The sequence below is a fragment of the Streptomyces sp. NRRL WC-3742 genome, from assembly GCF_000720635.1.
Taxonomy (GTDB): domain Bacteria; phylum Actinomycetota; class Actinomycetes; order Streptomycetales; family Streptomycetaceae; genus Kitasatospora.
Map to the genome: position 1 here is coordinate 57,532 of NZ_JOCF01000009.1, position 23,556 is coordinate 81,087.

Annotated in this window: 33 protein-coding genes and 1 pseudogene; 9 read left to right on the forward strand and 25 right to left on the reverse strand. The window is 71.2% G+C overall.

Features of this window, described 5'->3' with window-relative positions:
* The first annotated feature begins 177 nt into the window (after positions 1-177).
* The 3 genes from IH61_RS0107735 (at position 178) to IH61_RS49510 (ending at position 6,722) form a co-directional block, all read left to right on the forward strand.
* Positions 178-984, forward strand: a complete 807-nt coding sequence (locus IH61_RS0107735; protein ID WP_031066938.1) for an SAM-dependent methyltransferase — start codon at positions 178-180, stop codon at positions 982-984.
* Positions 985-1,033: 49 nt separating this feature from the next.
* The gene (locus tag IH61_RS0107740; protein WP_051836499.1) at positions 1,034-3,175 is read left to right on the forward strand and encodes a putative bifunctional diguanylate cyclase/phosphodiesterase; all 2,142 of its coding nucleotides are present in this window, start codon (positions 1,034-1,036) and stop codon (positions 3,173-3,175) included.
* Positions 3,176-3,392: 217 nt separating this feature from the next.
* Positions 3,393-6,722: a protein kinase domain-containing protein gene (locus tag IH61_RS49510; protein WP_158844771.1), complete on the forward strand. Its 3,330-nt coding sequence runs from the start codon at positions 3,393-3,395 to the stop codon at positions 6,720-6,722.
* A 173-nt stretch (positions 6,723-6,895) separates the two neighbouring features.
* Here the strand turns inward: IH61_RS49510 and IH61_RS0107750 are convergent.
* From IH61_RS0107750 to IH61_RS0107790, 10 genes and pseudogenes are all read right to left on the reverse strand, one after another.
* A pseudogene (locus tag IH61_RS0107750) lies at positions 6,896-7,180 on the reverse strand (GTP cyclohydrolase); the annotation flags it as partial.
* Positions 7,181-7,252: 72 nt separating this feature from the next.
* Positions 7,253-7,444, reverse strand: a complete 192-nt coding sequence (locus tag IH61_RS0107755) for a hypothetical protein (protein ID WP_031066950.1) — start codon at positions 7,442-7,444, stop codon at positions 7,253-7,255.
* Between the two features lie 132 nt (positions 7,445-7,576).
* Complete coding sequence (locus tag IH61_RS0107760) at positions 7,577-7,762, reverse strand: hypothetical protein (protein WP_031066952.1); 186 nt, start codon at positions 7,760-7,762, stop codon at positions 7,577-7,579.
* A 58-nt stretch (positions 7,763-7,820) separates the two neighbouring features.
* On the reverse strand, positions 7,821-9,074 hold the full coding sequence (locus tag IH61_RS42665) for a tetratricopeptide repeat protein (protein ID WP_031066954.1): 1,254 nt from the start codon (positions 9,072-9,074) through the stop codon (positions 7,821-7,823).
* Between the two features lie 35 nt (positions 9,075-9,109).
* The gene (locus IH61_RS0107770; protein ID WP_031066956.1) at positions 9,110-10,036 is read right to left on the reverse strand and encodes a hypothetical protein; all 927 of its coding nucleotides are present in this window, start codon (positions 10,034-10,036) and stop codon (positions 9,110-9,112) included.
* Between the two features lie 122 nt (positions 10,037-10,158).
* On the reverse strand, positions 10,159-10,338 hold the full coding sequence (locus tag IH61_RS0107775) for a hypothetical protein (RefSeq protein WP_031066958.1): 180 nt from the start codon (positions 10,336-10,338) through the stop codon (positions 10,159-10,161).
* A gap of 466 nt (positions 10,339-10,804) precedes the next feature.
* A complete protein-coding gene (locus IH61_RS0107780; RefSeq protein ID WP_031066961.1) occupies positions 10,805-11,005 on the reverse strand; it encodes a DUF397 domain-containing protein in 201 nt (66 codons plus the stop codon).
* 132 nt (positions 11,006-11,137) lie between these two features.
* The gene (locus IH61_RS46805; RefSeq protein ID WP_158844773.1) at positions 11,138-11,278 is read right to left on the reverse strand and encodes a hypothetical protein; all 141 of its coding nucleotides are present in this window, start codon (positions 11,276-11,278) and stop codon (positions 11,138-11,140) included.
* Positions 11,279-11,412: 134 nt separating this feature from the next.
* Entirely contained in the window at positions 11,413-11,583 is a 171-nt protein-coding gene (locus IH61_RS46810) for a hypothetical protein (RefSeq protein ID WP_158844776.1), read from the reverse strand.
* Positions 11,584-11,637: 54 nt separating this feature from the next.
* On the reverse strand, positions 11,638-11,862 hold the full coding sequence (locus IH61_RS0107790) for a hypothetical protein (RefSeq protein WP_031066963.1): 225 nt from the start codon (positions 11,860-11,862) through the stop codon (positions 11,638-11,640).
* 149 nt (positions 11,863-12,011) lie between these two features.
* Here IH61_RS0107790 and IH61_RS44300 point away from each other — a divergent pair, with 149 nt between their 5' ends.
* From IH61_RS44300 to IH61_RS48280, 3 genes are all read left to right on the forward strand, one after another.
* On the forward strand, positions 12,012-13,268 hold the full coding sequence (locus tag IH61_RS44300; RefSeq protein ID WP_031066967.1) for a helix-turn-helix domain-containing protein: 1,257 nt from the start codon (positions 12,012-12,014) through the stop codon (positions 13,266-13,268).
* Between the two features lie 14 nt (positions 13,269-13,282).
* On the forward strand, positions 13,283-13,642 hold the full coding sequence (locus tag IH61_RS48275; RefSeq protein ID WP_078910921.1) for a hypothetical protein: 360 nt from the start codon (positions 13,283-13,285) through the stop codon (positions 13,640-13,642).
* A gap of 106 nt (positions 13,643-13,748) precedes the next feature.
* The gene (locus IH61_RS48280) at positions 13,749-14,861 is read left to right on the forward strand and encodes a hypothetical protein (RefSeq protein ID WP_078910922.1); all 1,113 of its coding nucleotides are present in this window, start codon (positions 13,749-13,751) and stop codon (positions 14,859-14,861) included.
* A 164-nt stretch (positions 14,862-15,025) separates the two neighbouring features.
* Here the strand turns inward: IH61_RS48280 and IH61_RS0107805 are convergent, their stop codons facing one another.
* The 15 genes from IH61_RS0107805 to IH61_RS0107880 all read right to left on the reverse strand — a co-directional run bounded on the left by IH61_RS0107805 (position 15,026) and on the right by IH61_RS0107880 (position 21,947).
* Positions 15,026-15,805: a DNA methylase gene (locus IH61_RS0107805; protein ID WP_420713859.1), complete on the reverse strand. Its 780-nt coding sequence runs from the start codon at positions 15,803-15,805 to the stop codon at positions 15,026-15,028.
* A gap of 190 nt (positions 15,806-15,995) precedes the next feature.
* Positions 15,996-16,166: a hypothetical protein gene (locus IH61_RS0107815; protein ID WP_158844779.1), complete on the reverse strand. Its 171-nt coding sequence runs from the start codon at positions 16,164-16,166 to the stop codon at positions 15,996-15,998.
* 128 nt (positions 16,167-16,294) lie between these two features.
* The gene (locus tag IH61_RS0107820) at positions 16,295-16,978 is read right to left on the reverse strand and encodes a hypothetical protein (RefSeq protein WP_031066980.1); all 684 of its coding nucleotides are present in this window, start codon (positions 16,976-16,978) and stop codon (positions 16,295-16,297) included.
* A gap of 94 nt (positions 16,979-17,072) precedes the next feature.
* Positions 17,073-17,579, reverse strand: coding sequence for a hypothetical protein (locus IH61_RS0107825; protein WP_031066983.1), 507 nt, complete (start codon positions 17,577-17,579; stop codon positions 17,073-17,075).
* A 58-nt stretch (positions 17,580-17,637) separates the two neighbouring features.
* Positions 17,638-17,832 (reverse strand): hypothetical protein, encoded by a 195-nt coding sequence (locus IH61_RS0107830; protein WP_031066985.1) that lies wholly within the window; start codon positions 17,830-17,832, stop codon positions 17,638-17,640.
* Positions 17,833-17,915: 83 nt separating this feature from the next.
* Positions 17,916-18,386: a hypothetical protein gene (locus IH61_RS0107835; RefSeq protein WP_031066986.1), complete on the reverse strand. Its 471-nt coding sequence runs from the start codon at positions 18,384-18,386 to the stop codon at positions 17,916-17,918.
* Between the two features lie 81 nt (positions 18,387-18,467).
* Entirely contained in the window at positions 18,468-18,722 is a 255-nt protein-coding gene (locus IH61_RS0107840; protein WP_031066989.1) for a hypothetical protein, read from the reverse strand.
* Positions 18,719-18,964, reverse strand: a complete 246-nt coding sequence (locus tag IH61_RS0107845) for a hypothetical protein (RefSeq protein WP_031066992.1) — start codon at positions 18,962-18,964, stop codon at positions 18,719-18,721. Before IH61_RS0107845 ends, IH61_RS0107840 begins: the two co-directional genes overlap by 4 nt.
* Positions 18,965-19,023: 59 nt before the next feature.
* The gene (locus tag IH61_RS0107850; protein WP_031066996.1) at positions 19,024-19,443 is read right to left on the reverse strand and encodes a hypothetical protein; all 420 of its coding nucleotides are present in this window, start codon (positions 19,441-19,443) and stop codon (positions 19,024-19,026) included.
* Positions 19,444-19,536: 93 nt separating this feature from the next.
* Entirely contained in the window at positions 19,537-19,869 is a 333-nt protein-coding gene (locus tag IH61_RS0107855) for a hypothetical protein (RefSeq protein ID WP_031066998.1), read from the reverse strand.
* Between the two features lie 108 nt (positions 19,870-19,977).
* A complete protein-coding gene (locus tag IH61_RS0107860) occupies positions 19,978-20,286 on the reverse strand; it encodes an antirestriction protein ArdA (protein ID WP_031067002.1) in 309 nt (102 codons plus the stop codon).
* A 47-nt stretch (positions 20,287-20,333) separates the two neighbouring features.
* On the reverse strand, positions 20,334-20,513 hold the full coding sequence (locus IH61_RS0107865; RefSeq protein ID WP_031067009.1) for a hypothetical protein: 180 nt from the start codon (positions 20,511-20,513) through the stop codon (positions 20,334-20,336).
* A gap of 53 nt (positions 20,514-20,566) precedes the next feature.
* Positions 20,567-21,400, reverse strand: coding sequence for a hypothetical protein (locus IH61_RS0107870; RefSeq protein WP_031067011.1), 834 nt, complete (start codon positions 21,398-21,400; stop codon positions 20,567-20,569).
* A gap of 31 nt (positions 21,401-21,431) precedes the next feature.
* Positions 21,432-21,638: a hypothetical protein gene (locus IH61_RS0107875; protein ID WP_031067015.1), complete on the reverse strand. Its 207-nt coding sequence runs from the start codon at positions 21,636-21,638 to the stop codon at positions 21,432-21,434.
* 30 nt (positions 21,639-21,668) lie between these two features.
* The gene (locus tag IH61_RS0107880; RefSeq protein WP_031067018.1) at positions 21,669-21,947 is read right to left on the reverse strand and encodes a hypothetical protein; all 279 of its coding nucleotides are present in this window, start codon (positions 21,945-21,947) and stop codon (positions 21,669-21,671) included.
* A 637-nt stretch (positions 21,948-22,584) separates the two neighbouring features.
* Between IH61_RS0107880 and IH61_RS46815 the strand changes: the two genes are divergently transcribed.
* Genes IH61_RS46815 through IH61_RS0107895 form a run of 3 tightly spaced genes read left to right on the forward strand, consistent with a single transcriptional unit; the run spans position 22,585 to position 23,427 of the window.
* Positions 22,585-22,842, forward strand: coding sequence for an HNH endonuclease (locus IH61_RS46815; RefSeq protein WP_051836500.1), 258 nt, complete (start codon positions 22,585-22,587; stop codon positions 22,840-22,842).
* A complete protein-coding gene (locus IH61_RS0107890) occupies positions 22,839-23,189 on the forward strand; it encodes a hypothetical protein (protein WP_031067023.1) in 351 nt (116 codons plus the stop codon). Before IH61_RS46815 ends, IH61_RS0107890 begins: the two co-directional genes overlap by 4 nt.
* 13 nt (positions 23,190-23,202) lie before the next feature.
* Positions 23,203-23,427, forward strand: coding sequence for a hypothetical protein (locus tag IH61_RS0107895; protein WP_031067025.1), 225 nt, complete (start codon positions 23,203-23,205; stop codon positions 23,425-23,427).
* Positions 23,428-23,556: the final 129 nt, after the last annotated feature.

Consider the following 23,556-nt stretch of genomic DNA (forward strand, 5'->3'; position numbering starts at 1 on the left):
CGGAAAGCGGAGGGACGGCGGGTGAACACCCCGTGATGGTGAACCGTCGGGAGCAGGGCATTCCGCTTGCAGCCGTTCGGGGGGCGAGGGAGCATCTTGTGTGCTTGTAGTCTCATCTGTCACAGCGGTAGTCATCAGGCACTGCGCCCCCGTAACCGGAGTGAAGGAGTCACAGGCATGCGGCGACCGAGCTGGGTACCGGAGGGCACGGACCTGGACAAACCGAACGCCGCGAGGGTCTACGACTACTACCTCGGGGGCTCCCACAACTTCGAGGTCGACCGCGAGATGGCCCGCAAGGCCCTGGCCCTGTGGCCCGAACTCCCGCAGATCATGCGCTCCAACCGGGCCTTCCTGCGCCGCGCCGTCGTCCACCTCGCCGAACGAGGCATCTCCCGCTTCCTCGACATCGGCTCCGGCATCCCGACCTTCGGCGCCGTCCACGAGATCGCCCGCACCGTCCGGCCCGAGGCCAGGGTCGTCTACGTGGACCGCGACCCCGTCGCCGTCGCCCACAGCCGCCTGCTGCTCGCCGAGGACGACGGCTGCGCCGTCGTCCAGGCCGACCTGCGCCACGTCGAGGACCTGCTCGCCCGCCCCGAGGTCGTCGAGATCCTCGCCGCCGGCGAGCCCGTCGCCGTCCTGCTGGTCGCCGTCGCGCACTTCGTCACCGACGAGGAGGACCCGTGGAAGCTCATCGCCACCGTCCGTGACGCCCTCCCGCCCGGCAGCGCCCTCGTCCTCTCCCACGCCTCCCTCGAGGGCCGCCCCGACCAGGCCGAGGACCACCAGCGCCTCTACCGCATGACCCCGACCCCGCTCACCATGCGCAACCACGAGCAGATCACCGCCATGTTCGAGGGCTTCGAGCTCCTCGAGCCAGGCGTCGTCTACCTGCCGCAGTGGCGCCCCGACCAGCCCGAGTCGGTCGGCGAGCACCCCGAGCGGATGACCGGGGTGGCGGGCGTGGGGCTGCTCCCTTGAACGGCCCCCGCGCGAACGGCCCCCGCGCGAGCGTGACCGGAGCGCCCGCATGAGCACCCCCTCGGTGCCGGGCAGCGCCGAGCGGTTCCACGAGGACTGGTCCCGGCTGCTCTCCGCGGACCACGGCATCGCCGTACGCCCCGACCTGCTCGGCCGCCTCACGGCCCGCACCGCGGACCTGCTCCACCGCGCCCAGCGGGGCGAGCCCTTCGACCCCCGCCTCGCCTCCCGGGCCGGCGCGGAACTGGTCGACGCCCACTTCACCGACCCCGACCTGCTCGCCCGCGCCGTCGAACTGCTCCAGGCCCAGACCGCCGCCGACGAGCGCGGCCCCGCCCTCACCGGCGCCTTCGCCGCCGGCTGGGCCGCCGCCCTGCGCGAGCGCACCCTCAGCGAGCAGGAGGCCATCCGCACCGCCGCCGACGCCGCCCGCAAGGAGGCCGAACGGGCGCTGCGCGCCTCCGAGGCCCGCTTCCGCGCCCTGTTCGAGAGCGCCGCCATCGGCATCGGCATCGGCGACACCGACGGCAACATCCTCGCCGTGAACAAGGCCCTCCAGGACCTGTTCGGCGCCGGCCCGGCCGACATGATCGGCCGCCGGGTCGGCGACCTCGTCCACCCCGAGGACACCCCGGGCGTCTGGGAGGCGTACGAGGAGCTGATCAGCGGCAAACGCGAGTACTTCCAGGTCGACAAGCCGTACTACCGCCAGGACGGCGAGATCGTCTGGACCCACCTGACCGTCTCGCTCATCCGCGACGACGACGGCGCCCCGGTCTACCAGGTCGCCATGCTGGAGGACATCACCGACCGCTACCGCCTCCAGGAGCGGCTGCGCCACCAGGCCACCCACGACCCGCTGACGGGCCTGCCCAACCGCGCGGCCTTCTTCGAACGCCTGGAGAAGGTCTTCGAGGACCCGGAGCCCGGCGCCCGCTTCGGCCTCTGCTACGTCGACCTCGACGGCTTCAAGGTCGTCAACGACAGCCTCGGCCACGACATGGGCGACGAACTGCTCTCCGCCGTCGCCGACCGCCTCCAGGCCGCCCTCACCCCGCTCGGCCACCTCGTCGCCCGGCTCGGCGGGGACGAGTTCGTCGTCCTGCTGGAGAAGTGCCGGGGCGAACAGGAGGCCGTCGCCGCCGCCAAGACGGTGCTCAAGGCCCTGGCCGGGCCGGTGCTGATCGGCGACCACAAGCTCGCGGTCGGCGCCAGCGTCGGCGTCCTGGAACGGCGGGTCTCCACCACCACCCCGGGCGCCGCCGTCCGCGCCGCCGACCTCACCCTCTACCGCGCCAAGGAGGCCGGCCGCGGCCGCTGGACCCTGTTCGACCCCAAGGAGAACGCCCGCGCCGTCAGCCGCTACGCCGTCTCCGTGCGGATGCCCGCCGCCCTCGACCGCGGCGAGTTCTTCATCGACTACCAGCCGCTCTACAGGCTCGCCGACGGCCGGATGGCCGCCGTGGAGGCGCTGGTGCGCTGGCGCCACCCGCAGCTCGGCGTCCTCGGCCCCGACGAGTTCGTCACCACCGCCGAGGAGACCGGGCTGATCATGCCGCTCGGCCGCTGGGTGCTGGAACAGGCGTGCGGCCAGGCCGCCGAATGGGTCAAGCGCTACGGCGACGCGGCCCCGCAGCTCAACGTCAACCTGGCCGTGCGCCAGGCCCGCAGCGCCGCGCTGGTCACCGACCTCGCCCGCATCCTCGACGGCACGGGGCTCGACCCGGCCCGGCTCCAGCTGGAGATCACCGAGTCCACGGTCGTCGGGCCCGAGGACGAGGCGCTGCGCACCCTGCACGGGCTGGTCGACCTCGGCGTGTCGCTGGCCGTGGACGACTTCGGCACCGGCTGGTCCAACCTCGCCTACCTGCGTGACCTGCCCGTCTCCGGGCTCAAGGTCGCCGGCTCCTTCGTCGGGGACCTGCACGACCCCGCCAAGGACGAGTCCACGGGCTGGCGGATCGTCAGCGGCCTGGTGTCGATGGCGCACACGCTCGGACTGACCGTCACCGCCGAGGGCGTGGAGACCCGCAAGGACGCCGAGCGGCTGCGCACCATCGGCTGCGACTGGGCGCAGGGCTGGCACTTCGGCCGGCCCGTGCGGCCGGCGGAGATCGCACGGCGCATCGTCGAGGAGCCGCAGGGGCGGCCGGTCGGCGGGGGCGGGAGCGAGGCTGAGGAGCGGGGCTGAGGGACGGGGCCGAGCGGCGGGCCGAGGCGGGCGCCGCGCCCTGCCCGGAGGCCGTGCGGCGGGTGTCCGTCCGGGTTCCGTCCCGGTTCCCGGAAAGGGCCGACACGCTGCCCCGTCTGCGGCATGATGGCGCGTCTGGATCACGACCCGGCTCCCGTGCGCGCGAGGACGACCACCGCCCCGCACCGGCCCCGGGGAACGGGAGGGAACGCCTTTCATGCGCACACCGGGGGACGACGGGCCGGGGCCTCGGGAGACGGCGAGGACCAGGGTGGACCGGCGGCCGTGGTGGCGCCGGGACGTCCCCGGCGAGGGCCACGGGCCCGACCCGGCCGGCACCGACCGCCCGTCCCGGCTCGGCCGCCGCCCCGACCCGGCGACCAGGGTCGACCCCGACGCCACCACCATCCGGCGCCCGGGCGACCGCGCGGACCCGGAGGCGGCGACCACCGTCCTTCCGCCGCCCCGCTGGGCCGCCGGCATGGGCCCCGGGCCGCACCGGGCCGACACCGCGCCGGAGGCCCCCGCCCCGGGCCGGCCGTTCGACGAGCAGCCGTTCACCGAGCAGCCGCCCAAGGGCCGGCCGTTCGAGGGGAGCTTCCCGGACGCGCTGCGCGGCCGCTTCGCCCCGCTGGAACGCGCCGGCTCCGGCTCCGAGGGCACCGTCTGGCGGGTGCGGCGCGCCGCTGGGGGCGAGGCCGCAGTCAAGGTCTCGGCCGCCGGACACCCGATGGACGCCACCCTCCTCGCCCACCTGGGCAACGACCGGTTCCGGCGGCACGTCCCGCACCTGATCGACTACGGCAAGGTCCGCCACAACGGCGCCGAGGTCGACTGGGTGGCGATGGAGTACCTGCCCGTCACCCTCTCCGCGCACTTCGCCGCCCTGCGGCGCGGCGGCCACCACACCGACCGCTGGCTCACCGAGCAGATCGTCCGTGAACTCGTCTCCCTGCTCGACTTCTGGCAGCGCTCCATCGAGCGCAACCCCCTGGACTTCAAGCCCGCCAACATCCTCGTGCGCCCCGGTGAGGGCTCGGGCCCCGGCCAGTTCGTGATCGCCGACTTCGGCGGCGTCGACCGGCTCACCGCCAGCCGCCGCTTCACCTCCCAGATGACCGTCACCATCGCCTACATGGCGCCCGAGCAGCTCGCCGGCAACAACCACCGCGCCGGGCCCTGGTGGGCGCTCGGCAACGTGCTCTACGAACTCTTCGTCGGCCGCCCCCGGTTCGTCGGCGCCGACGGCCGGGCGGCGCCGGACCGCGAGATGGAGCTCGAACTCGTCGTCGGCGAGGAGGCCGACCTCAGCGCCGTCACCGACCCGCGCCAACTCCTCCTCCTGCAAGGGCTGTTCACCAGGCAGCCGGACGACCGCTGGACGGCGGCCGAGGTCCGCTCCTGGCTGGAGGGCGCCAGCCCGCCGGTGGTGCGCCGCCGCCCGCAGTCCCACCGGCCGATCAGCTACCACGGCGCCTCGTACAGCGACCCGGCCCGCCTCGTCGAGGTGCTGCTGCGCGACTCCCTCGCCTCGGCCGAGTGGCTGGCCACCGGGGGAGCGCAGCGGCTGCGCACCTGGCTGAGCGAGGACGTCCGCGACACCGTCTTCGACCTGCACTACCTCACCGAGGTCGTCCAGGCGCCCGGCGCCCTGCGCACCGAACGCGCGGGCGTCGCCGTCCTGGCCCTCGGCGTCGCCTTCCTCCAGGCCGCCACCCCGCAGTACCTGGGCCGGCAGGTCGACACCACCGGGCTGGAACACATCGCCGCCGAGACCGCGACGGACGGCTACGCGTTCATCGAACAGCTGGTGGCCTGCGGGGCGGCCTCCGTCGCCGCCCGCTACGACTGCTTCCACCCCGAGTGCGCCGGGGACCACTGCTCGAGGCTGCTCGCACTGGCCGCGCTGCCACAGGTCATGGTCGAGGTCGAACGGGCCGCGCGGACGGTCGGCGGCGGGCGGCGCGGCGGGGACGGCCTCAGCCCCGGCGAGCGCGAGGAGGCGCGGCGCCTCGCCGTCTGGCTGAGCCTGCGGCCCCGGGAACGCGAGCGCGTCCTCGGCCGGCTCTCCCCACTGCCCGCCGCCCTCCACCGGTTGCCGCTGCCCGTACGGGCCTCGGAGATCGCGGCCGTCGTCGCCTCGGCCGTGGTGGACGCGGCCCTCGCCGCCGGAGCCAGGACCCGGACGGCGGTGCGCGCGGCGGCCCGCCGACCGGTGCAAGCGGAGGGCGCCGAAGCCCGCCCGGAGGTGCGCCGGCGCTGGTCCGCCCTGCGACGGCGGGCCCTGGGCGCCGACCCCGCCGAGGCCGGCGGGCGGGCGGCGCTGATCGCCGCCGAAACGCTTCGCCCCCGCTCCAGGGCGCGGGAGGAGTCCGCCGGCCGGACCGAGGGCGTGGCCGGTACGGGCCGGCCCGGGCGCGTCGCCCGCTGGTGGCAGGACCGGCGGCGACCGCCCGTGGACCTGCGCGGCCGGGTGCGCGCCTGGTGGCCGCACGCGCGGCGGGCGCTGCCCCGGCGGGCGGTGGCCGCGCTGCTGCTCCTGCTCGGGTTCGGGCTGCTGCTGTGGGCGGGGGCGGTGATCCGCCACCCCGTCGAAGCGGGCGAGCAGCTGAAGATCCTGCCGAACGGGGCCTTCGGCGGGCCGCTGCGCACGGCGGGCGAACAGGCGGCGCGGCAGGTGGTCGGGCAGCTGGGGGCGGCGTTCACGGCGGCCGTGCTGCTGGCGTTCTTCCCGGCGCGGGTGGGGGTCGGCACCGCCTTCCTGACCGGCGCCGGGGCCTTCGCCATCGGCTACCTGCGGCTCGGGCCGCCGCTGCTCGTGGTGGAGGCGCCGGGGCCGGTGGCGGACCGGGTGGTCATGTTCGAGGGAGGGATGGGCAGTTGGGCCGGCATCATCGCGGTGGTGGCGGTGGTGCTGTCCCTGGCGCTGATCGACCGGGCGGCCCGGCGCTTCCTGAAGCCCGCGCACGAGGCGCGGCGGCTGGTGCGGGCGGCCTGGCGGCAGCTGGAGCGACGGTCGGGCGGCGGCGCGGGCCCGGCGGGCCGCAAGGTGGCGTCGGCCGGCGAGCGCAAGCAGAGGCAGAAGCAGTGGCGCCCGGGCGGCGCGGGCACCCGTGACCGGCTGCGGTTCGCGCTCGTCGCCACCGGGGTGCTGGTCCTGCTGCTGTGGGCGGCGGTCGAGGTGCGGCTCGCCGTCACCGGACACCACCCGACCGCCCACTCCTGGGGCACCGGCCAGACCGGCGCGGCCTACCAGGCGGGATTCGTGATCCTGCTGGCCGTGGCCTCGCTGGCCTGCACCTTCGGCACGCCGGTCACCGCGCGGGTGCTGTTCGGCGCCTGGATCCTCGGCACCCTGTTCCTGGGCGCCTGGCCCCGCGCGCTCGGCCCGATCGAGGCCCTGCGGATCCCGGTGCTCCAGGGGTGGTTCGGCGGTATCGCCGAGTGGTGGGGGCACGCCGCGTTCTGGGCGGCCCTGCTGATCGCCCTGCCGCTCGCGGGGTACGGGGTGCTGCGGACGATGCGGTGGCCGGAGGTGGGGGACTGACGGCGGACGGATGACAGATGACAGATGACAGCGGACAGATGATGAAATCTGCCAGCTGTCATCTGTCATCCGTCCGCTGTCATCCGTTCGCCGTCACCTGTGATCTGTGACCCGTGATCTGTGACCCGTGATCCGTGACCCGTGATCCGTGATCCGTGATCCGTTCGCGGCCCTCAGCCGACCAGGCGCGGCAGCTCGATCGAGTGCCCCGTCCGCTCCACCTTCGCGGTCAGGTAGCGCACGTTGCTCGGCGACAGGTGCACGCCGGTCGGCACCCGGCGGTGCACGGTGACGCCGAGTCCGGCCAACTGCTCGGCCTTGTCGGGGTTGTTGCTCAGCAGGTCGACGTCCGTCGCGCCGAGGGCGGCGAGCATCTGGGCGGCGGCGGTGTAGTCCCGGCCGTCCTCGGGCAGGCCCAGGGCAGCGTTGGCCTCGTACGTGTCGAGGCCCGAGTCCTGGGGTAACGGTACACCCCTCCACCTTGTTCCCAACCTGCGGAAACGGCGGGAGGTGGATGGCTATGTACCTGTCTACACGGTCGTGCTCTCCTTGCTTACTGCTTCGCGCCGGATCTTGTCCGAGTAGGCGCGCAGGCGGGCCATGGTCAACTCGGCTCCGGCCAGTTCCTCAGACGGCAGATAGACCACCCGTGGGGCCTCAGGCCCGCCGTGGCTTATCTCGACTTCGAGCCCCATCAGGCCCCGCTGCTTCGTAGACGTCACGCGGGGGAGCCTATCCGGTGATCGACTTCTGGCGACACGACGCCGAGAAGGCCCCGTTGCGGGACAATGGGTCAGTCACGGAACGGGACCAGGCCCGCTGCTGGGGGTGAAGGCAGCAGGGGTGCGAGATGGTCAGTGCGTGTCGATCACGCGGACGTCGAGGGAGAGGCCGCGCCGCCAGATCTCCACGGTTCGGCGCTCGGTGATGCGGGCGTACACGAGCTTGCCAGGATCGCTCTCGGCCAGGGGCGTTCGGTAGTACCTGACGCCGGTCACCATGTAGACGACAAGGACGAGGATCAAAGCGGCGCGTTCCATGGGGTGCTCCGGTTGTGCAGGGGTGGGCAGGCGGGCCGAGTTGGCTAAGTGCCCCCGACTAGTGAGGGGTCGACGGGAGGTTCGTGGGAGTGCGCAGAGCTTCATCCCGCGCTCGGAAGCCGAAGCTGATAAGGGTGACGCGCTCGCCGGCACCGAGGGGCGTCCGGCCGTGCGGCGTGAGCGCGCCGTCGAACACAACGCAGTCGCCTGCTTCGAGGCCGCATTCGAGGTAGCCGTCGGCGGCGATGAAGACGGTCGTGCTGACCTGGGGCGCCCCGCTGGGGTACTCGTGCCGTAGGCAAAGGATCAGGTTCGCCTCACCGAAGCCCAGCTCGTCCAGGTGGAAGTTGAGGAACTGCCCTTCCTCCGTGTACGCAATGTAAACGGCGGTGTGCGGCTGCTCGACGTCCAGGCCCGTGGACCTGGCCACCACAGAGGCGAGGTCGATCTGTCCGGCGAAGTGCTCCGCCGCCTCGCCAGCAGCCGCGTTCCACTTGCCGTTGTGGAGGTATCCGCTTGAGGCAACTGCCTTCTCGGCCTCCTCCGCCATGGCAGCGATCAGCCCGTCGGGAAGCGACTGATCACGCTGGTGACGTAGGTGGCGTGGGTGCACTCGCTGATGTGCGGTGAGCGCTCGGACTGCGTCGCGCAGGCCGGGGAAGTCCTCCGCCCACCGGGCCGGCACTCGGGCCGAGCTGCGCGACTGGAGCCACGTGGTCCACTTGCTGCTCCAGTCGGCCACCACCCGGCCGGGTGCCGCCTTCGACCTGGCTTGGCTGATCAGCAGCTCGACCCGATCGAGCGCGTCTTGTGTCGACTTGACCAGCTCGCTGTCGTCCTTGGCGGTCCGCAGCCGCAGCGCTTCTCGCAGGTGGGCCTGGGCCCCTGCGAGGTCACCAAGCTCCAGGAGGTGCTTGCCGGTGTGCTGGAGCGCGAAGTCCACGAGTTCCGGATGCTGGTTCCGTGCGGTGTCCAACGCGCTGCGGTAGAGCGCATCCGCCGCCTGCATGTCCCCGGCGTAGCGGTGTGCGTCGCCGAGGTTGAGCCCGGTGGCGACGACGGCACGGCTGTTTCCGATCGCGGCAGCCAGGTCGAGCGACTGCCGCAGGACCGTCCGGGCCTCGTCGTAGTAGCCCAGGCTCAGCTGGCCGATGCCGATCCAGCGGGTCAGGACCCGGGCGCGAGCGGGGTCGGTCCCCTCCGGCAACTTGCGTAGTTCCTCGTGAAGTTCGCCGACCGCAGCGGTCAGCGCGACCCGGTCGGTGGGGACCATCCGCAGGTGATCGTCCTGAGTGATGAGGTGCTGGAGCACTGGACCTTCCCTCGTTCGGTTCTGCTCAGCGGGTACTACAGCTGGTCGGTCTGGTGGCGCAGGTCGGCCAGCAGCTCAACCCCGTGCGGGGAGAACTGGTCACTCAGGAGTTCGAGTTCGCGCGTCAGGTAGCGGACGGCCGGCAGCCCCTCGTCGTAGGCCGTCTGGATGCAGTCACGCTCGTTGGCGGTCAGGTCGTGGCGGTCGAGCTCCGTCTGGCGGAACCGCAGTAGCTGGTTGTACACGCAGGTCGCGTGGAATGCCCTGTCCACCTCCCAGAACTGGTTGCGCGCGCTGCCCTGTCCGGCCCGCCACTTGATCTCGATCTTGGGGGACTTCTGGGACGAGTAGCCGTCGGCGAAGACCTGGTTCTGGATCACGTGGAAGCTGACCGACTGGTGGACAGCTTCGTGCAGCAGGTTCTCTGCCAGGAAGAGAGCGGACGCCTCCGGGCTGACGGTGTTCGGCGGGATGTGGTGCCTGGCCTTCTCGGAGAACACGATGACGTACGGGAGTGCGGGGTCGCTGGAGCTGGTCAACGACGAGCTGCGGACACCGGGCTTGAGGCCGACCCACAGCAGCCCACGGACGAACTCGGCGACGCGGGCGAACCCCTCGGGGTGGACCAGCGACAAGCGGTCCAGGGCCGCAGACAGAGCCGTTCGCCGCTCGTCGGTGTGCTTGACGATCTCGTAGTCCGTCAGGTTGATCTCGTTGGCGATCCCACTGGGAAGCTCGGCGTCAAACCAGTCGAAGCGCGCGCCGGCCACGGTCACGGACTCGGCGCGGAGCGACCGGGCGTGATCCGCGTAAGGAGTACCCGACTTCACCAGGGTCTCCATCAGTGCGAACGGGAGGGCCAAGCTAGCACCCTCCTCCCGGAGCCGGGTCAGCGCCGGGTCCTTACGGTCGAGGTCGAAGAAGGAGCCGGCGGGGACGCGGGTGGCGATCGTGGTCGACACGATGGACTCTCCTTGGTCGAAACGTGCAGATGGGTGGATCAGGGGATGGCGGGCCGACCCAGGGTGCTGCCGAGTCGACCCGCCGTGCCGTCAGCCAGACGGCTTCACTTCGGTGCCGGAGGTCAGACCTCGGTGCTCACCGGGGCGAAGTCGCCGTCCGGGACCGAGTGGTCCAGGCGGCGGGTCAGGGACGCGACGGAGGCCGCCGGGACGAAGTCGCCGTCCGGGACCGAGTGGTCCAGGCGGCGGGTCAGGGACGCGACGGAGGCCGCCGGGGCGGCGGGGGCGTCGATCGAGGACATAGGTTTCCCCTTTCAGGTGAATGTGCCATCGGAAATGCGTGGTGTCATCAAGGAACTTCCCGGGAGATCTGCGCCGGCTCCCTGAATCCGAAAATCAATGTAGCTGGCACCGGAGATCAATTGAAGAGTTTCCCTCGCCTTTCAGGGGAAAACTTTTTCCGCCAGTGTCGCTAGTTTTTCGGCATAGCTATATCCTCTGCTCTGGTGTCAAAGCAGAGGTGGAATGGCAGGCCAGAAGCCCCTGTCTCCTAACGTGCAGAAGCAGGGGCCTCCTCTGGTGGCTCTCCATGGTGCTGCCGGGGCTGGTTGGTGGCGCGGGAGGACCGCGCGCGGTCGGGACGCACCCCCTCACAAGGGGCGGGGCCGGCCGAATTCACCCATTGCCCGCATTGAAAGCAATAGCCAAGATCGCTTTCCGGATCGAAAGCGATAGGGTGCTTGCAAATTGGGCAATCCATGGGCTACCTCATGAGGCGAGGCCGAGGCGCTGGGACTCGGCGCGAATCAGGTCCGTCCACCCTTCGGGGCTCATGGTGACCACCTCGTTGGGGCGCTCGCTGTCTCGGACAGCGACTACGCCGACCACATTAGTGGCCACCTGCGGGCAGTTGTTCACCCTCTTGTCCCGGCATGCGACGGTCGAGAACTCGAACTCCGGTATGGACAAGGTGTTCCTCCTAGCTGCCTTGACGGTATTGGTGCCCCTTATTGACAGGGGTGGTGCCCCGTCCTGGCACGGCAGAGCGGCACGCCCGGTGCCAGGACGGGAGTGGTGGCAGCGCGGTTGCCCGCGCCAGGTCTACGCCGGGCGCTTGTCGAGCGCGGCCCGCAGCGCGGCGAGGCGCTGGGGGCTTCGGGCGCGGGTGATGCAGTCCTCACAGATCAGGTGGCAGGTGCTCCGAGCGTCGCCGGGGGCCTGGAGCGAACTGCCAGCACACACCAGCGTGTCCCGACGACAGACCCAGCAGGTTCCCGCGCGGTAGCCATCGGGCCTGTCCGCGATGAATCCCTCAGCCGGGAGGCGGACGGGTAGCGGCGGCGGGGTGCTCCCTCGTACAGGCAGCGAGGGGCGGCTCACTCCGCAGCCTCCAAGTCCTCCAGCGGGACCATCTGCGGGTAGGGGTCGCTGGAGCCGTCCGGGTTCACCCAGACGTGGTTGGCGAGCTTGCTCGGGGTCTCGGCAACGGTGCCCGTCCATCCGCCGGTGCGGTGCCGGACCGGGTCTCCCTGGATCACACTGTTCACAGTTGCGCCTCTCCATCGGGTCGGGGCGTGCGATGTGGTGGTGCTGGTCGCGGTTCAGGCCGAGAGGCCAGAGCGGGAGGCCGTGCAGTTCGGGCAGGGGCAGGTGGCGCGCACGGCGTCGATCTGGAGCTGCGTGCTCACCGTCGCGGCCTGCCCAGCCGCCTTGGCCGCCCGGTAATCGTCCAGCGGGCTCCAGCCGGGGGGCAGCCGGAGCAGCTCGTACTTGCTCGGGCCGGCCGCGACCTCGCGGTACTCACGTTTCGGGGCGCGTCTCGCCATCGCTCTGTCCTCCTTCGTCACTCGGAGTGGCTGCTTCCAGTGAACGGCCCCAGAGTTGGCGAAACCAGAGCAGAAGGTGAGCACATGTCAGGCATAATCAACGCACTGTCCGGCCTGACCTGGGGCCTCGATCCGAGCGGAGGCAGCCCGTGGCTCCGAGAAGGACACGCTTCGCGGAGCGTCGTAAGGCGCTGGGCTACAGTCAGGAGTCGTTCGCCACTGAGCTGGGAGTGGCGGTCTCCACAGTCACCCGTTGGGAGGCCGGTACGACCGACCCCCAGGGGTACGTGCACCCCAAGATGGCGAAGCTCCTCAGGGTCACCCCTGAAGAGCTGGCGGACCTCCTCGCACCAGAGGTGAATCTCCCTGACCGTTCGGTGGTCTACGCTGCTGCCCCACCCCCTGGTGATACTGACGACATGAAGCGCCGCGATGTACTGAGCCTTCTCGCCGTGACTGGGGCGCTCATCGCCCTACCTGGTACCGGCTCGCCCTCGACACGCTGCGGGGTAGCTGTGGGACTGGCGGAAACCGGGCCGGAATTGAACTCGCATCTCTGGAGGGTTTTCGGCCTCTCGGACTCCAAACAGGCTGTCTACCCGATGGTCCGACACCAACTCGGGCTCCTGGCCAAGGGGCTAGGAGAAGGACAGAGCGATGCCTCTCGCCGGCAGCTCTGTATGCTAGTTGGAGACCTATATCAGCTTGCCGGCGAGATCTTCTTCGACGCCAATCGGTACACCGACGCGGCACATTGCTACACCCTGGCTGCCAGCGCTAGCAAGGAAGCCGGCGCTTTCGACATGTGGGCTTGCGCACTGACGCGGCATGCCTTCGTGGAACTCTACGAGCGGCGTCTCTCCGTGGCGGCTCCGATCCTGGCAGCGGCTTCTCAGGTCGCCGAGCGGGGTGACCGTCAGCTCTCGACTAGGCACTGGGTGGCTGCCGTTCAGGCAGAGGTACACGCAGGTCTTGGTGACCTTGATGCGACCAAGCATGCGCTCGACACCGCAGAGCAGGTCCACGATCTCTCTGGTAAGCCTCACAACGGCGGATGGCTCCGTTTCGACGGCTCCCGCCTCGCAGAGGAACGTGGAACCTGCTACCTCGCACTCGGCCGTCCTGATCTGGCGGAGGAGGCACTAACCGCTGCACTCTCGCAGCAGCTCTCGACTCGCCGTCGGGGAGCGGTGCTTGCGGAGTTGGCAGCCCTCGGTGCCGAGCGTCGTGATCTCGATCAAGCAGGTCACTACACCCGCGCCGCTCTGGCTCTGGCAGATCAGACTGGTTCGGGCTATATCGGCAGAAAGCTGGAAGGCGTCAAGAGTCGTCTCGTTCCGCTCCTGGCCGATAGTCGCGCTTCCGCACTACACCAACAGATCACGGCGCTTGAAAGTGCTGTCTGATGAAGGAGTCACGCATGTCGACTGACGGCCGAATCTTTCGCGAAGCGTGGATCGCGGGAGTGCTCAAGCACTACCCGGGCACACCAAAGGCTGGCTACATCGCTCCGTGGGACGAGACCCCCGAGTGGGAACGCGAGTGTGCCGCCAGTGTGTTCGGCCAAGTCCGCGACTTCGTCAACGTAAGCAGTGGTAACACGTCCAAGCTGACCCGCGAACAGAAGGGCCGTTTCGTAGCAACGTGCTGGATCGCGCAGATCTACAAGCACATTGAGAACCCGAAACCGGGCTACGTCGCTGACTGGGACGACCTGCCGACCTGGCAGCAGGAGACCGATGCAGACATCTTCGAAGTGATCGAGCAGGCGCAATCCTGAGCGCAGTGCCCCAGCCCTGAGCTCTCAGGCTGGTGGGTCGGGGTGGGGCCTGGTGCCATCGGCCGGCGGGGCTCGTGGCGCAGCGGTGGGAGGCGGGCGTGGCGGTGTGCGGGGCCGGGATGGGCTCTGGTTTCCGTTCGCCGATCTCGACTCCGTCCGCGAGCATCTGCCTCACGGCGGCGTCGGCCTGGTGGCGGTACGGGTGGCGGGAGATGAAGTGTCCGTTCTCCCGGATCTCGTACATGTCGGCCGCGAAGTCGGTGGTGTTGAGGGTGACTTCGAGGTGGCGGTCGTGGCCGGAGCCGGTGACGGTCCAGCGGCCGGCACCCACCGCGGACCACGTGAGGTCGATGTCTGCCCCAGCGCGGACCCGCTCGGCACGCTCGCGCTCGGCCTGCTCGTCCGCGAGGCGCTGCCGCTTGGCCGCCAGCTCGGCCTGGTGCCGCTGCTCGGCCTCCTCGCGGCGGCGCAGGAACTCGGTCCGACTCTGGGTAGCCTGGCGTTCCAGCTCGACGGCGCGCTGGCGGGCAGCCTCGCGGCGGCGGGCGGCCTCCTGGCCGCCGGGCAGCGGGGGCAGGGCTTCGGGCTCGTGGCGGGCGGGCCAGGGCTCGGCGAGGTCGGCGCGGTGGTGCCACCAGATGGCGAGCATGGCGCGGCCGTCGGCGGTGGCAACGACGTCGCCGTCCGCCTGTTCCAAGAGGAACCCGGCGGCGATGGCCAGTTCCACCACCTTGCGGCGCATGCGGCGGCCCTTGGCCCCGAAGCGGGCCCCGGCGGGGATGAAGCGGTAGCCGGTGCCGGCGCGCCACACCACGGCGTCGGGGTCCTCGCCGCTGGCCGCTGCGACGAGGGTGTAGAGGCGGGTGGTCCACCCGGACTTCTCGCGGGTCTCGGCGTGGCGCGCGGAGGCGAGGAAGCGGCGGATCTCGCCTTCGTGGTCGTCGGCGTGGAGGCGGGCGGCGTGCTGGGCGTCGTCCTCGTGGTGGTGGCGGTCGCCGATCTCGGCGGGGTACCCGGTGTAGGGGTCGCCGCAGGTGAGGCACCAGACGGTCCACCAGCGGCCCCGGGGGTGGGTGTGGGCGCTGACCGCGACGGGGCAGGGGTTGCGCAGCCCCCACTCCAGGACGGTCCCGGCGCAGGGTACCCACAGGGCGCGGTCGGGGGTGGTGGGCACTGGTGTCTCTCCTGTGGGTGGTGCGGGAGTGGTTGCTCAGGGTGAGTGGGCTGGTTACTCGGCGTAGGGGCCTATGTCATAATGTCTTTTTTATTGACATTTATAAAAAACATAGAGACATAGGCTCTGATGGTGGGTTCAACCCGATTCGGGTTCCGGCACTCGGCACTTCGACACGGCCGGGGTGGGGCCTGGTGCCAGGGCGTGCTTCAGGCGGCGGGGATGTAGCGCAGGCGGCCGGCGTCGTCGTGGGTGAGGTAGGGGCGCATGATCTCGGGGATGGGCATGGTGTCGGGCTCGCCCCGGAGGGCCGCGCCCCACTCGGCCATGAAGGCTTGGCCGATGTACTCGGTGTAGGCCGGCGGAATCGCCTCGGTCAGTTCCTCGTGCACGTCGGTCCAGTGAATGCCCATGGCGGCCTGCATCTCGGTGACGGTCCCTTTGCCCCCGCCCTTGCCGTAGGCGGCTATGTACGGGCCGTCCCGCCAGACTCCGTGGCGTATCCCCCGGACGGGGCCCCGGTGCTTGGGGTGGGGCATCTGCTTCGGCTCGTTGCCCCACCACTCGATCTCGAAGTAGCGGTGGCGGATGACCCCGAGTCCGAAGCTCTCCCCGCACAGGCTGAGGTCCCGTCGGATGCTGGAGCCGGGAACGTTCTCGATCACCCACGGCACCCCGTACCAGCGGCACAGCTCGCGCATCTCAGGGATCAGGTCGACGTACGTGCGGCGGCCCTTGTTGGTGCCCTTGGTCAGGGTGCAACTGGCCTGGCACGGCGGGGAGGCGTGGACCAGGTCGAAGTCCTGGCACTGCTCCCTCATCGCGTCGAGCGCGTCGCCTTCGATGAACGCGAACGGGTAGTTCGGCCGGGGCACGATGTCCACGCCGACCACGTCGAAGCCAGCGCGCGAGTAGCCCATGCCCGCGCCCCCGGCGCAGCAGAAGAGGTCGAGGACGCGGGGGCGGCGGCCGGTGGTGCGGGGCGTCAAGGCGTGGTTCTCCTGCGGGTGGTGCGGTGGGCGGGGGTGGGGACTGGTGCCAGCTGGGGCCGGTCAGCTCGCTCCGACGGCTTCGAGCCACTGGCTGGCGTCCATCCCGTCGAGGGTCGGGCAGCCGTCGCGGAAGCGGACGTCGCGGGGCTCCAGTTCCAGGCCGAGCATCCGCGCGACGTGCAGGCACTCACGGACGACGAGCCCCCCGGTAGGCGGCTTCCGCTCGGGCCTGGGCTTCGTCTCCGAAGTAGCGGCGGGGGCTGTCCCCGGTGAGCATCCGGCCGCACGCTCCGTACGGCTGCCGCTCGACGGTCCAGGTGCCCTTGGCGTCGGGGGACAGGATGAAGCTGACGGCCATGGGGGGCTGCCCGGGGCGGGTTTGCGGGCAGGTGAGTGTGTAGCGGGTGGCGGGCATTGATGTCTCCGAGGGTGGGGTCTGGTGCCAGCGCTGGTGGTCGGCCGCCGGCGAGAGGCGGGGCCTGGTGCCTACGCGGCCTTCGCGGGTGCGGCGGCCGGCAGCGAGGCGGTCAGGGCGAGCAGCACGGCCTCGGCCATGTCGGGGGTCAGGTGGGAGCACGTGATCTCGATGCCGCTGAAGCGGGCGCGGCTGACCTTGACCTCGGCGTGCGGCGACGTCCAGGAGGTCCCGGGGCCCTGGTTCCAGCGCAGGGTGCGGGTGGTGTCCTCGCCGTTGCGCCGGTTGTACTCGCCGGGCGGCTGGCCGGTGGTGAGCGGCAGGGCCTTCAACCGGCGGGCCACGGTGGTCACCTCGTGGACGTCGGTGAGGTGCTGGTGCTGCCTGCGGCTCATCTCGGCTACTGCCGCGTTGAGGACGGGCAGCAGTCGCCGCTGGACGTCCTGGGCGACCTGGGCCGGGGTCTTGGCCCCGGTGACGGTGATGTCCCCGGCTTCGATGTCGTTGCGGTAGTAGTAGGTGCTGGCGTCGGGGAGGACGCCGTGCACCCGCCAGCGATCGTGACTGCGGAAGTGCTGTTGGATCAGCACCCGGGCCTGGTCTTCGGTGCGGATCAGTTCGACGGCCGGGGTCCAGTCGGGTATCCGGCGCGGTTCGACGGTCCACTCGTCGGTGCCCAGGGCCTGGGCGAGCCCTTCCGCGAGGGACAGCAGGGCGGTGCGAAGGGTGGTCATCTTGCAGTCGGGGGTGGGCACTGGTGTCTCCTGCGCGGTGCTCGGGGGGTGGGGCCTGGGGTCTGGCCGGGCCTCGGCACGGTCCGGAGGGTGGTCCGGGCCGCACCGGGGCGGGTCAGGCCGCGAGTTCGGTGCTGCGGATGAGCAGGCCGGGCAGGCAGTCCTGGAGCAACGCGGGGATCATCTCGGTGTCGCGGTCGCGCATCCACGGGTGGCCGGGGGCTGTGGCGATGGCGAACGGCTCGCCGCCGTCGGCGGGGATGACCACGCGGAACCGGGCGCGTACGACTTCCGGGCGCACGGGCGGGCAGACGAGGTCGAGCACGCTGGGGTGGGTGTCGCTGACGACGCCGTAGCGCACGGTGCCGTCGGACTCGGTCCAGCGCTGCCACCCGGCTCCCGCGCTTCGCTTGCTGCTGGGCTTGGTGGCGAGTCGGGGCCCGGGGCCGATCTTCACGGCGCGGCCGGGGCTGCTGACGGTCGGCAGGTCCAGCGCGGTCTGTACGGCCTTGGTGTGCTTGTTCTGAGCGCCGCGACCGGCTGGGGTGGTGACGGTGACGGTCTCGTGTCCGTCCTCGCCGGGCAGTCGGAGCGTGGTGGTCAGGGCGGCGGGGGTGGGCACTGGTGTCTCCTGCGGGCGGTGCTGGGCGGGGGTGGGGCCTGGTGTCAGCGGCGGGTGGTCACGCGGCGAGGGCGTGCGCGGTGACCAGCTCGGCGTCGCGGACTTCCGGCTCGTGGCCGTGGCTGTAGCCGTCTTCGCGGGCGTCGCTGTCGAAGATGTCCAGCGCTTCGGCCTCGGCCTGGTCGGGCGTGTCGGCTTCGACCTCGTACTCGTAGGTCTCGGTGAAGTCGATGCGGACGGTGTAGCGGGGCACTGCGGTCTCCTGCGGGTGGCGCGAGTCGGGGCGGGTGCCGGCCGAAGGGCCGCCCTTCGGCCGGCCGGGGGTGGGGCCTGGTGTCAGCGGCCCTCGTAGGAGATCCACCAGTCGGTGTGGCCGGTCTCGTAGGCGAACCACTCGCCGTCGTCGCCGCTCAGGTCGACCGCTTCGGCCCAGGCCCGGTAGCCGTCCCGGCTGAGCCGCCAGCCGCGCATCCGGCTCGCGTCTTCGGCCCCCTTGCCGTAGGCCCGGCTGTCCGGGGTCCACTCGGGCAGGTCGTCAGGGTCACTGACCCACGCGGCTTGGACGACCGGCAACCACACCACCCGCACCACGCGGCCGGGGCGAGGCCATTCGACGGTGACGGCTCCGCCGGGGCCGGGGGTCAGGGTCGCGCCGTGGTGGGTGGCGTGGCGCGCGAGCCGCTGGGCCAGGGTGTCCGGCGGGGTGGACGGCGAATCGTCGGCGGTGGCGTACGCCTTCACGCCGTGAGTGCTGGCGTGCTCGCGGAGCTGGGCCGCAAGTGCGTCGTACTGGTCGCGGGTGTTCATCAGTGCTCTGTTCTCTGGGGAGGGGGTGGCCTGGTGCCAGCCGCCCGGGGTGGGGCCTGGTGTCCCCCCGGGCGGGGCGGCTCAGTCGAGCCGGAGGCGGTCACCGAGCGGGATGCCGCCGACGCGCCGCCCGACGGGGTGGGCCCTGGTGTACTCGGCGCGGGCGGCTTGTCCGGCCCGGGTGACGCGCCAGTACCCGGCCAGGGCCCCGGAGGTGAGGTATCCGGCCGCTGCGAGCCGGGCCGTCTCGGTGCCGTCGGGGTCGGCGACGTCGGCCCCGATCCGGTCGCAGAACGACCAGTGCGAGAGAAGCGCGAAGTCCTGGGCGCTGATCACCGGCGGCCCTCCATTTCGCGGATCAGCGCTTCGAGTTCGGCGGTGAGGTCGAGCAGCAGGTCCCGGCTGTCGTACGCCCGGGAGTCGTCCATCTCGTCGTAGTCGCCCATGTAGCGGTCTTCGGCGGGCTGGTCGGGGTGGTCGGGGTCGTACGTCGGGATGTTCTCGCGGAAGGTGGCTTCCCAGTCGCGTTCGTGGCGGCGGACGCGGTCAACGAGGGTCTGGAGATGTGCGGCGGACATGACGCTGTTCCTTGCGTGGGGGTAGGGGTGGGGCCTGGTGTCAGCGGGCGCGGGGGCGGTCACCGCCGCCACTCCAGCTCGTCCAGGTTCGGGCTGTAGCCGACCAACCGGACGTTGACGTAGCTCCGGGCGGAGTCAACGGCTCCCATGGCGTCGCGGGGGTGCGGGTAGCTCCGGCAGTACCGGCGGCCGTTGTCCGTGTCCTCCCACGCGACCACGTACGCCCCGCCGTTGGCCGTGTCGGTCACCAGCGCGACCGGTTCGCCGTCCTGCCACGCAACCAGGGCGTAGGGGGTGGTGGTGAGGTCCCGGGCCAGGGTGTAGACCACGGCGGCGCGGCCGGTGCCCTCCAGTTCCTCCAGGACGTCCCACGCGGCACCGCGTGCGGCGGGGTGAACGGTGTTGCGGCCGGACCTCATGAACCCGGCCCAGTCTCCGGCGGGCTCCAACAGGTCAAGGGCGTAGGTGATGGTGGGCATGGCGCTGTTCCTTGCGTTCGGGGTGAGGGGGTGGGGCCTGGTGCCAGAGCGGCCACGGCAGGGGCCGGAGAGTCCGGCCGCCACCGAGGCGGCTCAGACCTCCAAGCCGGAGAGCGCGTTGTCCCACGGCTCCATGGCGTCGGTGATCAGCCGGTCCAGGTGGTCCCCGGCGTCCCGGCCGCAGTCCTTGCAACTGACGGTGGCTGCTTCAACGCCGACGCCGTGGGCGTAGAGGCCCGGGGTACCGTCGGCGCGGCGGTAGACCTCGAACCACAGGGGCGCTGCCGCTTCCAGCACTCCGCCGCAGTCTTCACAGCCGAACTCGTCTGCGCTGGCTGCAACTTCGTGGTCCGGCAGGTCCGCGACGATCGCGGCGAACTGCTCGGCGGTCTCGGCGGGGGTGGGCTTGGGGGCGTTCTCGGGCATGGCTGTGCCTCCGTGGTCGCGGTTGGGGTGAGGGGGTGGGGCCTGGTGTCTGTGCACCCATGGCGGGGGCCCGGCGGGGGCGCTGGGCCCTCACCAAAGGGGCACAGCTCAGACGGAGCGGAAGACGTGCCCGCTGCTGGTGTGGAAGTAGTCGCACTGCCACGCGATCATGTCGAGTTGGGGAGTCCATCCCCGGCAGCTCTCGAACGCCGCGCGGTACTCGTCGTCCGTCTCCATGAGCTGGTCATGGGCGAAGTCCTCCAGGCTGTCCCACTCGCCCGCGTAGGCGTCTTCGAAGGACTCGACGGCATACTCGGCGCTGCCCACGTACGCGGCGTAGTCGGTGAGGGCTTCCAACTCGGCGACGATTCCGGCGTCTTCGGCAAGCTCGGTCAGGTACTCGGCGGTGCGGCTCACGGTGGGGTCTCTCTCGGGTAGGTGCAGGGGGCGGGTGGGGCCTGGTGTCAGACGGTGTGTGGGTCGGCGAACAGCTCATCCAGCAGGAGGTCTAGGCCGGTCTCCCCTTCGGCGCGCATGTCGCGGAAGGCGTCGAACATCGCGTGCACGTCGTCCGGGTGGTCCATGCCGAGCTTGGCCAGGTTGGGCCAGTAGCCGGACAGGCGGATCATGTCGGCGCGGGTCATGGTGGTGCTTCCGTTCTGTGGTGCGGGAGTTGGAGGGGGGTGGGGCCTGGTGCCTACGCGGCCCGGCCGTACACGGCGCGGTAGCCCTGCGCGGAGCCCCGGACGATGGCGCGCACGTCTTCGCGGTACGCGGCCCCCTGCTTGGCGGCGTAGCCGTCCAGGTACGGCGTCAGGACGGCCGTCAGCGGTTCGCCGTGCTCGTACACGGTCCGGGCCTGCCACGGCTGCCCGCCGGGGATCGGGACCACCGACGTCTCAACCGGGCGCGACTCTTCGAGTGCGCATTCACGGCACAGCGGCTCACCGCGCCGGGAGTCCATCGGGGTCAACCACTCCTCACAGTCGGAGCAGGCCACGTACCCCATGCCGGACAGGGCCTCTTCCACCATGTCCATCGTGATGCAGCCGAGTTGGGGGAAGTCGAGCGCGCTCAGCACGTCCTCACCGCCGACCCCGTCCGGCAGGGTGAGGGGTGAGCCTTCGATCTCTTCGATCATGGCGGCGTGCTCGCGCTCGCTGTGGTCTTCCTCGTCCAAGATCGGGTATCCGTGCAGCGCGCCCGTGATGCGCTCGGCCACCGCCACGGCGCTCGGGTTGTCCGCGTCGTACATGAGCCACCCCGTGTCGTCCCACGCGCCGCCGATCGGCCCGCACTCCTCCGTGAACATCCGCTTAGCCGCTTCGTAGTTGGACGCTGCGAGCACCTGTTCCGCCTCGGTGGCGTACCAGTGGTCCCCGTCCTCCAGGAACCCCGAGACGTCCATCACTAGGGCTATCCGGGCCCAGTCGTGGGCGGCGCACTCGCTGATGAGGTTCTGTGCGGTGTCGTACCGCGCGCCGAACTTGTCTACGGCGTCGGCGAGTTCGGGGGCGAGCATGGCGTTCATGGTGCGTTCCTTGCAGTGGTGCGGGAGGTGGTCAGCGGGTGGTGGTGAGCCACTTACAGGCGTAGGCGCTGCCCTGGTCGCAGGCGTCGGCCATGCCGTCGGTCCACCCGTCGTTGAACGCTTGGACCTGGACAGATTCGGGCGTGGCCGGTTGAGCGGTCGTGTGGCCGACCAGCCACCCGCCGAACGCGGTTGCGGCGGACAGGGTGAGCGCGGCCAGGGCGACGCGGATTCGCATCGGGGTGTCTCCGGGAGTGAGGTGGGGCGGTCAGCGGCGGCGGTTGCGGCGGCGGGTGGGGATCTCGGCGCGGTCGCGGTCGTAGGCGTTGACCGGGGCGGGAGCGTCGGCCACGGGTTCCGGTTCGTCGGCCTGCGCCGGGCCCTGTACGGCCCGCTTGACCAGGGCGGGCACCTGCCGGACTCCGTGGGCGAGAAGGCCGGTCAGCAGGGCCGCCGCGAGCCCCCCGCCCCAGTTGTGGGTCTGCCAGGGCGACCCAGCGAGCAGCATGGCCAGCCCCAGGGCGGCGGGGGTGACGTGGTTACGCATCGTGATCTCGTTTCGGTCGGTCCGTCGCTTGCAGGACCAACACTGCGGGTCGAGATGCGCCCGAGTCAAACGCATTTTGCGTGATGCCCATCACATGCTGATTGGGCGCTCAATCTCGCGAGATCGGAAGACGCGCGCGTACGCGAAGCAGCGCGAAAGCGCTTGCTGCACAAGGGGTTTGGCGGGCTCGGTCGCGGCCGTTTGGCGCGCGTCGCGGGGTGCCCGGGGGGTGCCTCCCGCGCGCGTTCCTTTATTGCCCGGAGCGTCATAGCAGCCGAGATCCGATACGAACGCCGGCCGACCCCTTCTTCCGGATCAATAACGCAACGTGACCAGCAGATATGCACTCATCGCCACGCACTGATTGCGGAGGGTGAGGCCGCGGGTGTCGGCGGTGTTAACCGGGCGGCCTAAATACATGTGGAGGCGGCTCGCGCGCGTGCGCGCACCCGTTGCTGCGGCACCCCGGCCGGCCTCCCGATCGCCCCGCCAGGGCAACGCTCCCCGACTGGCCCTCTCTCCCCGGTCGTGGTCGAGCACCTGGCGGGGCCCAGCGTTCAAGGAGGCTGCCGTGTCGGCGAGTTCGCGCCGGACAGTCCCACTTCCCCCGCACTGGGCCCGCCTTCGCCGGGCGGTGATGAACCGCGACGCCTGGCGCTGCCAGCACGTCCGCTACGACACGGGCGAGCTGTGCGGCGAACCCGCCCGCCACTGCGACCACATCGTCCCGGCCTCCGAAGGCGGCTCCGACGACCCCGCCAACCTCCGAGCCCTATGCGACTGGCACGTCCTTCGCAAGGACGCGGCCGACGCCGGCCGAGCCCGCCGACGGGCCGCCGCCCAGCGCTGGCAGCCAGCCCGAACCCGCCGACCGCACCCCGGGGAGGTCCGTTGAACGTCGATCCGACCGAGAAGAACCCGACGATGATCCGCACCGCGCTCATCGAGCTGTACGAGACCGAACTCGACCTTGAGCCGACCGACCTCGCGCTGATCGACATCGCCGCACCGATGCTCGCCCGCGCCGCCCAGCTCGACGCCGTGGTGAAGCGCGAGGGCCAGATGATCCCCGGCGGCAACCGCGCCGGCATGTTCGTCCTCCACCCCGGCATCGCGCAGGCCCAGACCAACCGGGCCAGCGCAGCCAGCTACCTCGCCAAGATCCGCGGTGAGGGCGAGGGCGCCAAGCGCGGCCACAACGCCCGCGACGCCATTGCCGCCCGCTGGGGCAACCGAGTCTGAGAAGGGGGCCGCCGTGGCGCGCCGCAAGACCCGGGCCGCCGGGCCCTCAGACGAGTCCCTGCGCATCGCCCGGACGATCGTCTACTACGAAGCGTGTCTTGACCGCGAGGTCCCGCACGCCGTCGCCCGCGAACTGTGGGCCCACGACATGAACTTGCCCTTCGCAGCCGGTGCGCACGTCTCCGTGGACGCTGCCCGGCTGCTGGAGGAGCGCGCCCGCCGGGAAGCCAGCAGCTGATCAGCCGCGCGGTGGGCTCCCCGCTTGGGGGAGCCCACCAGGATTCCCGCACTGCGGGGGATGAGGCCCGACCGACATCCGGCCGCCTTCGCGTGCTGGTGATCCCCGCCATGCGGGCTACCGACCCGT

Excerpts from the sequence above, each read along its gene's own strand:
- IH61_RS0107735 (WP_031066938.1), top strand. The coding sequence starts at position 178 with ATGCGGCGACCGAGCTGGGTACCGGAGGGCACGGACCTGGACAAACCG.
- IH61_RS0107740 (WP_051836499.1), top strand. The coding sequence starts at position 1,034 with ATGAGCACCCCCTCGGTGCCGGGCAGCGCCGAGCGGTTCCACGAGGAC.
- IH61_RS49510 (WP_158844771.1), top strand. The coding sequence starts at position 3,393 with ATGCGCACACCGGGGGACGACGGGCCGGGGCCTCGGGAGACGGCGAGG.
- IH61_RS0107760 (WP_031066952.1), bottom strand. The coding sequence starts at position 7,762 with ATGGAACGCGCCGCTTTGATCCTCGTCCTTGTCGTCTACATGGTGACC.
- IH61_RS0107775 (WP_031066958.1), bottom strand. The coding sequence starts at position 10,338 with ATGTCCTCGATCGACGCCCCCGCCGCCCCGGCGGCCTCCGTCGCGTCC.
- IH61_RS0107790 (WP_031066963.1), bottom strand. The coding sequence starts at position 11,862 with ATGGCGAGACGCGCCCCGAAACGTGAGTACCGCGAGGTCGCGGCCGGC.
- IH61_RS48275 (WP_078910921.1), top strand. The coding sequence starts at position 13,283 with ATGTCGACTGACGGCCGAATCTTTCGCGAAGCGTGGATCGCGGGAGTG.
- IH61_RS0107815 (WP_158844779.1), bottom strand. The coding sequence starts at position 16,166 with ATGGCCGTCAGCTTCATCCTGTCCCCCGACGCCAAGGGCACCTGGACC.
- IH61_RS0107835 (WP_031066986.1), bottom strand. The coding sequence starts at position 18,386 with ATGAACACCCGCGACCAGTACGACGCACTTGCGGCCCAGCTCCGCGAG.
- IH61_RS0107845 (WP_031066992.1), bottom strand. The coding sequence starts at position 18,964 with ATGTCCGCCGCACATCTCCAGACCCTCGTTGACCGCGTCCGCCGCCAC.
- IH61_RS0107850 (WP_031066996.1), bottom strand. The coding sequence starts at position 19,443 with ATGCCCACCATCACCTACGCCCTTGACCTGTTGGAGCCCGCCGGAGAC.
- IH61_RS0107855 (WP_031066998.1), bottom strand. The coding sequence starts at position 19,869 with ATGCCCGAGAACGCCCCCAAGCCCACCCCCGCCGAGACCGCCGAGCAG.
- IH61_RS0107865 (WP_031067009.1), bottom strand. The coding sequence starts at position 20,513 with ATGACCCGCGCCGACATGATCCGCCTGTCCGGCTACTGGCCCAACCTG.
- IH61_RS0107870 (WP_031067011.1), bottom strand. The coding sequence starts at position 21,400 with ATGAACGCCATGCTCGCCCCCGAACTCGCCGACGCCGTAGACAAGTTC.
- IH61_RS0107875 (WP_031067015.1), bottom strand. The coding sequence starts at position 21,638 with ATGCGAATCCGCGTCGCCCTGGCCGCGCTCACCCTGTCCGCCGCAACC.
- IH61_RS0107880 (WP_031067018.1), bottom strand. The coding sequence starts at position 21,947 with ATGCGTAACCACGTCACCCCCGCCGCCCTGGGGCTGGCCATGCTGCTC.
- IH61_RS46815 (WP_051836500.1), top strand. The coding sequence starts at position 22,585 with ATGAACCGCGACGCCTGGCGCTGCCAGCACGTCCGCTACGACACGGGC.